At 74.1% G+C, this 6,432-nt stretch carries 8 protein-coding genes and 1 tRNA gene; 3 read left to right on the forward strand and 6 right to left on the reverse strand.

The window, feature by feature from the left end; genetic code table 11:
* Positions 1-419, forward strand: a 419-nt coding sequence (locus VF468_18205; protein ID HEX5880223.1) for a tyrosine-type recombinase/integrase, incomplete at its 5' end; no start/stop codon positions are given.
* A 33-nt stretch (positions 420-452) separates the two neighbouring features.
* On the opposite strand, the gene VF468_18210 is transcribed toward VF468_18205, so the two are convergent.
* Both VF468_18210 and paaI read right to left on the reverse strand, forming a co-directional pair.
* Positions 453-529, reverse strand: a tRNA-Ile gene (locus VF468_18210).
* Between the two features lie 66 nt (positions 530-595).
* On the reverse strand, positions 596-973 hold the full coding sequence (paaI, locus tag VF468_18215; GenBank protein HEX5880224.1) for a hydroxyphenylacetyl-CoA thioesterase PaaI: 378 nt from the start codon (positions 971-973) through the stop codon (positions 596-598).
* Positions 974-1,152: 179 nt separating this feature from the next.
* Here paaI and hpt point away from each other — a divergent pair, with 179 nt between their 5' ends.
* Together hpt and add are read left to right on the forward strand one after the other, a co-directional pair.
* The gene (gene hpt / locus VF468_18220; GenBank protein HEX5880225.1) at positions 1,153-1,707 is read left to right on the forward strand and encodes a hypoxanthine phosphoribosyltransferase; all 555 of its coding nucleotides are present in this window, start codon (positions 1,153-1,155) and stop codon (positions 1,705-1,707) included.
* A gap of 35 nt (positions 1,708-1,742) precedes the next feature.
* Entirely contained in the window at positions 1,743-2,789 is a 1,047-nt protein-coding gene (gene add / locus VF468_18225) for an adenosine deaminase (protein HEX5880226.1), read from the forward strand.
* Positions 2,790-2,886: 97 nt separating this feature from the next.
* Here add and VF468_18230 read toward each other — a convergent pair whose 3' ends face one another.
* The 4 genes from VF468_18230 to VF468_18245 form a co-directional block, all read right to left on the reverse strand.
* On the reverse strand, positions 2,887-3,144 hold the full coding sequence (locus VF468_18230) for a hypothetical protein (GenBank protein HEX5880227.1): 258 nt from the start codon (positions 3,142-3,144) through the stop codon (positions 2,887-2,889).
* Between the two features lie 2 nt (positions 3,145-3,146).
* Complete coding sequence (pucD, locus tag VF468_18235; protein HEX5880228.1) at positions 3,147-5,672, reverse strand: xanthine dehydrogenase subunit D; 2,526 nt, start codon at positions 5,670-5,672, stop codon at positions 3,147-3,149.
* Positions 5,669-6,145 carry a (2Fe-2S)-binding protein gene (locus VF468_18240; protein HEX5880229.1) on the reverse strand — a complete coding sequence of 159 codons (477 nt, stop codon included), beginning with the start codon at positions 6,143-6,145 and terminating at the stop codon, positions 5,669-5,671. Before VF468_18240 ends, pucD begins: the two co-directional genes overlap by 4 nt.
* 5 nt (positions 6,146-6,150) lie before the next feature.
* Positions 6,151-6,432: xanthine dehydrogenase family protein subunit M (locus VF468_18245; GenBank protein ID HEX5880230.1), on the reverse strand; the 282-nt coding region annotated here is incomplete at its 5' end.

Consider the following 6,432-nt stretch of genomic DNA (forward strand, 5'->3'; position numbering starts at 1 on the left):
AGGCGCTGGCCGAGCACCTGAGCACCTATGCCGAGCCCGGCCCGGACGGGCTGGTGTTCCCGGCCGAGCGGGGCGGCCCCATCCGTCGCAGCAACTTCACCCGCCGGGTCTGGATCCCGGCCACCCGCGCCGCCGGGGTCCAGGGGCTCCGCTTCCACGACCTTCGCCACACCGCCGCCACCCTGGCCGTCGCCGCCGGCGCCAGCACCCGTGAGCTGATGGTGCGGATGGGGCACTCCTCCTCGGCCGCCGCCCTGCGCTATCAGCACGTCATGGCTGGCCGGGATGCCGCCATCGCGGCCGCTCTGGACGAGCTGATCCAGGCCGCCTCCGCGCGCTCGGAGGACTCGGCCGCAGCTGGGAGTGGCACGCGGGTGGCACGAACCGGGCAACACCGCCGGAAGGGCGACCGCCGATGATCGGCTGGGGTGGCCGTGACCTGCTGGGTTGGTTGGTGGGCCTGCCAGGACTTGAACCTGGGACCTCATCCTTATCAGGGATGCGCTCTAACCGCCTGAGCTACAGGCCCGGGTGCGATGCACCTGCTCAGCCTCCGGCTGTGCGGGCGCAATGTAGCACAGGGGGTGGGGGGGCATCACGGGCGTAACGTGCGGCTGTGGCCGCGGAACTCGGCGATGACGGTGGGCTCAGGAGCCTCCCGGCGGACCGTGACGTCGTAGATGCCGCTGCGGCCGTAGCGATGGCGTTCGGTGGCTTCGGCGATGAGGTCGTCGCCGAGGTGGGCGGGACCCAGGAAGACGACGTCGCAGGCGGCGGCGACGGTGGTGGGGCCGTAGGTGTTGCAGGCGAAGGCGAAGGCGGTGTCGGCGAGGAGGAACACGTAGCCGCCGTGGCAGATGGCGTGGCCGTTGAGCATGGTGTCGCGGACCTGCATGCGGGCGGTGGCTCGGCCGGGGGCGACGTCGGTGATCTGGATGCCGAGGTGGCGGGAGGCCTCGTCGGCGTCGTACATCGCCTGGGCGGAGCGTTGGGCGAGGGCTTGGGGGTCCTCCGGCACGCGGCCTCCTCGGAGCGTTGACATGGGCAGACCATGATGCTCCGGTTTCGGCGGGCTGGGCGGTCGGGCTAGGCTGGGGGGAGTGCAGGCGGAGCGCGCCCAGCGGCGGGGCGGCACTGGGCGAGGGGTGCGGGATGGCGCAACGCGAGATCGAGTCCGTGCTGCTGGACGAGGCGACCGTCCGGCAAGGGGTGGCCGAGCTGGCGGCGCGGATCTCGGAGGACTACCGGGGGCGCGACCTGCTGCTCGTCGGTGTCCTGAAAGGGGCCGTGGTGCTCATGGCGGACCTCTCGCGGGCCCTGACGATCCCGCACGAGGTGGACTTCATCGCCACCTCGTCCTACGGGTCGGCGACCGAGTCGTCGGGTGTCGTGCGGCTGCTCAAGGATCTGGACCGTGAGATCGAGGGGCGGCACGTGGTCCTGGTCGAGGACATCGTGGACACCGGGCTGACGCTCGACTACCTGCTGGCCACCCTGCGGCCGCGGCGGCCGGCCTCGCTGGAGGTGTGCGCGCTGCTGGCCAAGCCGGACGAGCTGCGGGTCGAGGTGCCGGTGAAGTACAAGGCCTTCGACATCCCGAGCGTGTTCGTGGTCGGGTACGGGCTCGACTACGCCGAGCGCTTCCGGAACCTGCCGTTCATCGGGACCCTGCGGCGCGAGGTATACGAGCGTAGCGGCGCCGGTTAGGGTTGCCCGAACCCCACTCCGACGAAGGAGGGACGGTGGACGTCGTCACCGCGCTCGACCGGCTCCCCAAGGTGGAGCTGCACTGCCATGTCGAGGGGACGATGCGACCGGGCACGGTCGTGGAGCTCGCCGGCAAGAACGGGATCGAGCTGCCCACCTCGGACCCGACCGAGCTGTACCGGTACTCGAACCTCGACACCTTCCTGGAGATCTTCTGGCTGGTGCAGTCCACCCTGGGCAGCCGCGAGGACTGGGCCCGGCTGGCGTACGAGAGCATCGTCGACGGGGCCGCCCACGGGCTGGTCTACCGGGAGACGTTCTTCACGCCGGCCCGGCACCTGGACGCCGGGCAGGACCTGGCCGACATCGTGGCCGGGCTGGCCGAGGGGCTGGAGGCGGCCGAGGCCGAGACCGGGGTCCGGGCGATGCTGATCGCCGACGTCGACCGGGCCTACGGGGGGGCGGCGGGCCTGGCCATGGTCAGGCGGCTGGTCGAGCTGCGCGAGGCGGCGAGCCCCGGGACCGAGCGGGTCATCGGGGTCGGGCTGGACTCGACCGAGCTGGGGGTCGACCCGACCGACTTCGCCGACGCGTTCGAGCTGGCCGGCAAGGCCGGGCTGCGGCGGACCTCGCACCAGGGGGAGGAGACGCCGCCGAGCCACATCTGGGCCGGGCTGGACGTGCTCGGGTCGGAGCGCATCGACCATGGGCTGTCGAGCCTCCACGACGAGGAGCTGACCCGGCGGCTGGCGGGGGAGCGGATCCCGCTCACCGTCTGCCCCAGCTCGAACGTCGTGATCGCCAACGCCGTGCCGCGCCTGGAGCTGCACCCGTACCGGCGGATGCGGGAGGCGGGGCTGCTGGCCACGCTCAACACCGACGACCCGGCCCTCACCGACCTCGACCTCGGCCGCGAGTACCGGTCGTGCATGGAGGCGTTCGACTACCGCTGGGAGGACATGGTGGCGATCGCGCTGGACGGGGTGGAGGCGACCTGGCTGGAGGAGTCCGACAAGCGCGCGCTGCGGACGCGGGTCGAGCGGGAGGCGGCGGAGCTGGGCGCGGAGCTCGACAAGGGCTGACCAGGGCCGGGCCTGGTGAACCCAGGCCGCGGGCCGGGTCCGCCCCGACCCATCCGGCCCGACCCACCTGACCCCGCGATGTTTCACGTGGAACGGATCAGGCGTCCTCGCGGGCGTCGCGCGGGACCTCCAGCCTGACGTCCACGGTGGCGGCGCCGGCGGACAGGGCGGCGTCGAGGACCCGGTGCAGGGCGCCGAGCACCTCTGACCTGGCGCCGGACAGCGCGGTCGTGGTCGGGCCGGCGTCCAGGGCGAGACCGGTCTCGGCGGCCGCCTGGCGGCCCGCCTGCACCGCCTGGTCGTCGCCGGGGTCGATGGTCAGCTCGGCGGTCAGCTCGGCCGGGGGAACGGGCACGGTCAGCCTCCGTCCGGGTCGGGGTCGGGCGGTCCAGCGCTCGCCCGGTCGGCAACCGCATCCGCCGGGTCGGGGTTCGGTGGAGCGGGGTCTGGACCCGCCGGATCCGGTTCGGCTTCCGCCCGATCAGGCCGGGATCCGGCAGCGCCGTTCCCGGCCTCCGGAGGGCCGGCGCGACCCGCCTCCGCACCTGTCCGGTCGACCCGCGACTCGGGGGCGGGGACGTCCACGATGTGCTCGGGGCGGACGGGGACGCGGGTGAGGGGACGGCCGGTGGCGGCGCGGATGGCGGCGACGATGGCCGGGGTGGAGGAGATGGTGGGGGGCTCGCCGACGCCGCGGAGGCCGTAGGGGGAGTCGGGGTGGCCCAGCTCGAGGACGTCGAGGCGGACGGGGGGCATGTCGAGCACGGTGGGGATCAGGTAGTCGGTGAACGACGGGTTGCCGACCTTGCCGTCGGCGACCTGGATCTCCTCCATGACGGCGAGGCCGAGACCCTGGGCGATGCCGCCCTCGATCTGGCCTTCGACGGCCTGGGGGTTGATGGCTTTGCCGACGTCCTGGGCGGTGGCGATCTCCACGACCTTGACCAGGCCGAGCTCGGTGTCGACGTCGACCACGGCCCGGTGGGCGGCGAAGGCGAACGCCACGTGGGCGTCGGCCTGGCCGGTCTCGGGGTCGAGGGACCGGGTCTGGCGGTGGTGGTATTCGCGGGTCTCCTCGACGGCCTCGTCGGCGAGGAGGTCGGTCAGGGCGAGGCGTGGCTCGTCGTCGGCGACCACGTCGCCGTCCCGAAGGGCCAGGTCGGTGGCGGGCCGGCTCAGTCTGGCCGCGGCCAGCTCCAGGACGCGGGCGCGGACGGCCTCGCAGGCGGCCTTGACGGCGCCGCCGGTCATCCAGGTCTGGCGTGACGCCGAGGACGAGCCGGCGGAGCCGACCTGGGTGTCGGCCGGGAGGACGACCACCTGCTCGACCCCGAGCTCGGTGCGGGCGATCTGGGCCTGCGCGGTGACCAGGCCCTGGCCGACCTCGGCGGCGGCGGTGTGGACCTCGACCCGTGGCTCGCCGGCGACGACCGACAGCCAGACCCGGGCCGTCGAGTAGTCGTCGAAGCCTTCGGAGTAGCCGACGTTCTTGAACCCGACGGCGTAGCCGACCCCGCGCCGGACGCCCTCGCCGTGGGTCACGTTGGAGACGCCGCCGGGCAGGGCGCGCAGGTCGAGCGGCTCGGCCGGCCGGTCGGCGGGCAGGGGCACGGCCTGGATCCGCTGCAGCAGCTCGGCCACGGGGGCGGCGCCCTCGACGGCCTGGCCGGTAGGGAGGCGGCTGCCGGTGTCCATGGCATTGCGGCGCCGCAGCTCCACCGGGTCCATGCCGAGCTCGGCGGCCAGCCGGTCCATCTGGGTCTCGTAGGCGAAGCAGGTCTGCACGGCCCCGAACCCGCGCATGGCCCCGCACGGCGGGTTGTCGGTGTAGACCACATAGCTGTCGACGGTGGCACTGGGCACGTCGTAGGGGCCGACCGCGAAGCAGGCGGCGTTGGAGCAGACGGCGGTCGAGCTGGAGGCATAGGCGCCGCCGTCGAGCACGATCCGGGCCTTCACGTAGACCAGGCGGCCCTCGCGGGTGGCGCCGTGCTCGTAGGCGAGCCGGGCCGGGTGGCGGTGGACATGGCCGAAGAACGACTCCTCGCGCGAGTACAGCATCTTCACCGGGCGGCCGGTGCGCAGGGCGAGCAGGCAGGCGTGGATCTGCATGGAGAGGTCCTCGCGGGCGCCGAAGGCGCCGCCCACCCCGGCCAGGGTGATCCGGACCCGCTCCGGCGCCAGGTCGAGGCTGGCCGCGAGCTGGTCGCGGTCGACGTGCAGCCACTGGGTCGAGACGTACAGGTCGACCCCGCCCTCGCCGTCGGGCACGGCCAGGCCCGACTCGGGGCCGAGGAAGGCCTGGTCCTGCATGCCCACCTCGTACTCGCCGGCGACGACCACCTCGGCGGCCGCGTCCTGGTCGCCGTGGCGGATGCGGATGTGGCGCAGGACGTTGCCCTTGGGGTGGAGCGGGGGAGCGCCGTCGGCCATGGCGGCCTCGGGGTCGACCAGCGGGTCCAGCTCCTCGTAGTCGACCGCCACCAGGGCGGCGGCCCGGCGGGCGGTCTCGGGGTGGTCGGCGGCGACCAGGGCGACGGGCTCGCCCTGGTAGCGGACGTCCTCCCAGGCCAGCACCGGCTGGTCGGGGATCTCCAGGCCGTAGGTCTTGCGGCCGGGCACGTCCTCGGAGGTGAGGACGGCCAGGACCCCGGGCATGGCCAGGGCCTCGGCGGTCTCGACGGCCCGGATCCTGGCCCGCGCGTGGGGGCTGCGGACCGTCGCCCCCCACAGCATCCCCTCGGCCCACAGGTCGGAGGAGTAGGCGAACTCGCCCTTCACCTTGAGCGTGCCGTCGGGACGGCGCGGGCTCTCGCCGACCCCGCCGCTGACCGGCGCCGTCGGGGCGAACGGCTGGCGGGCCGGCGCCACCGGGACGGTCACGGCGCTTCCCTCTGCTCCCGGCCCGCCGCCAGCCGGACGGCGTCCAGGATCTTCTCGTACCCGGTGCAGCGGCAGAGGTTGCCGGCCAGGGCCTCGCGGATCTCGGGGTCGGTGGGGGTCGGGTTGCGGGCGAGCAGGTCGTGGGTGGCGACGACCAGGCCGGGGGTGCAGAAGCCGCACTGGACGGCGCCGGCCTCCACGTACGCCTCCTGGACCGGGTGGAGGGTGTCGCCGTCGGCGAGGCCCTCGACCGTGACGACCTCGGCGCCTTCGGCCTGGCCGGCCAGGACCAGGCAGGCGCAGACCAGGACGCCGTCCAGGTAGACGGAGCAGGAGCCGCACTCGCCCTGCTCGCAGGCGTTCTTGGAGCCGGGCAGCCCGAGGCGCTCGCGCAGCACGTAGAGGAGGCTCTCGCCCTCCCAGACGTCGTCGGCGTGGCGGGGCTCGCCGTTGACCCTGCAGGAGACGCGCATCGCCGTCAGCTCCTTCCGCCGCGGTACTCGGCCCATGCCCAGGCCAGGGTCCTGCGGGCCAGGACGCCGAGGGCGTGGACCCGGTAGGGGGCCGTGCCCCGGACGTCGTCGATCGGCTCGGCGGCGGCGGCGACCAGCTCGCCGAACCGGCCGGCGGCGGCGTCGGCGACCGGGGCCCGCGAGCCCCATAGGCCCTCCGACTCGAACAGGCCCTCCAGGAACCGCTCGGCCTCGGAGGCCCGCAGGGGGGCGGGGCCGGCCGACCCGATGCCGGTGCCGACCCGCCC

This window comes from Actinomycetota bacterium (assembly GCA_036280995.1).
GTDB lineage: Bacteria > Actinomycetota > CALGFH01 > CALGFH01 > CALGFH01 > CALGFH01.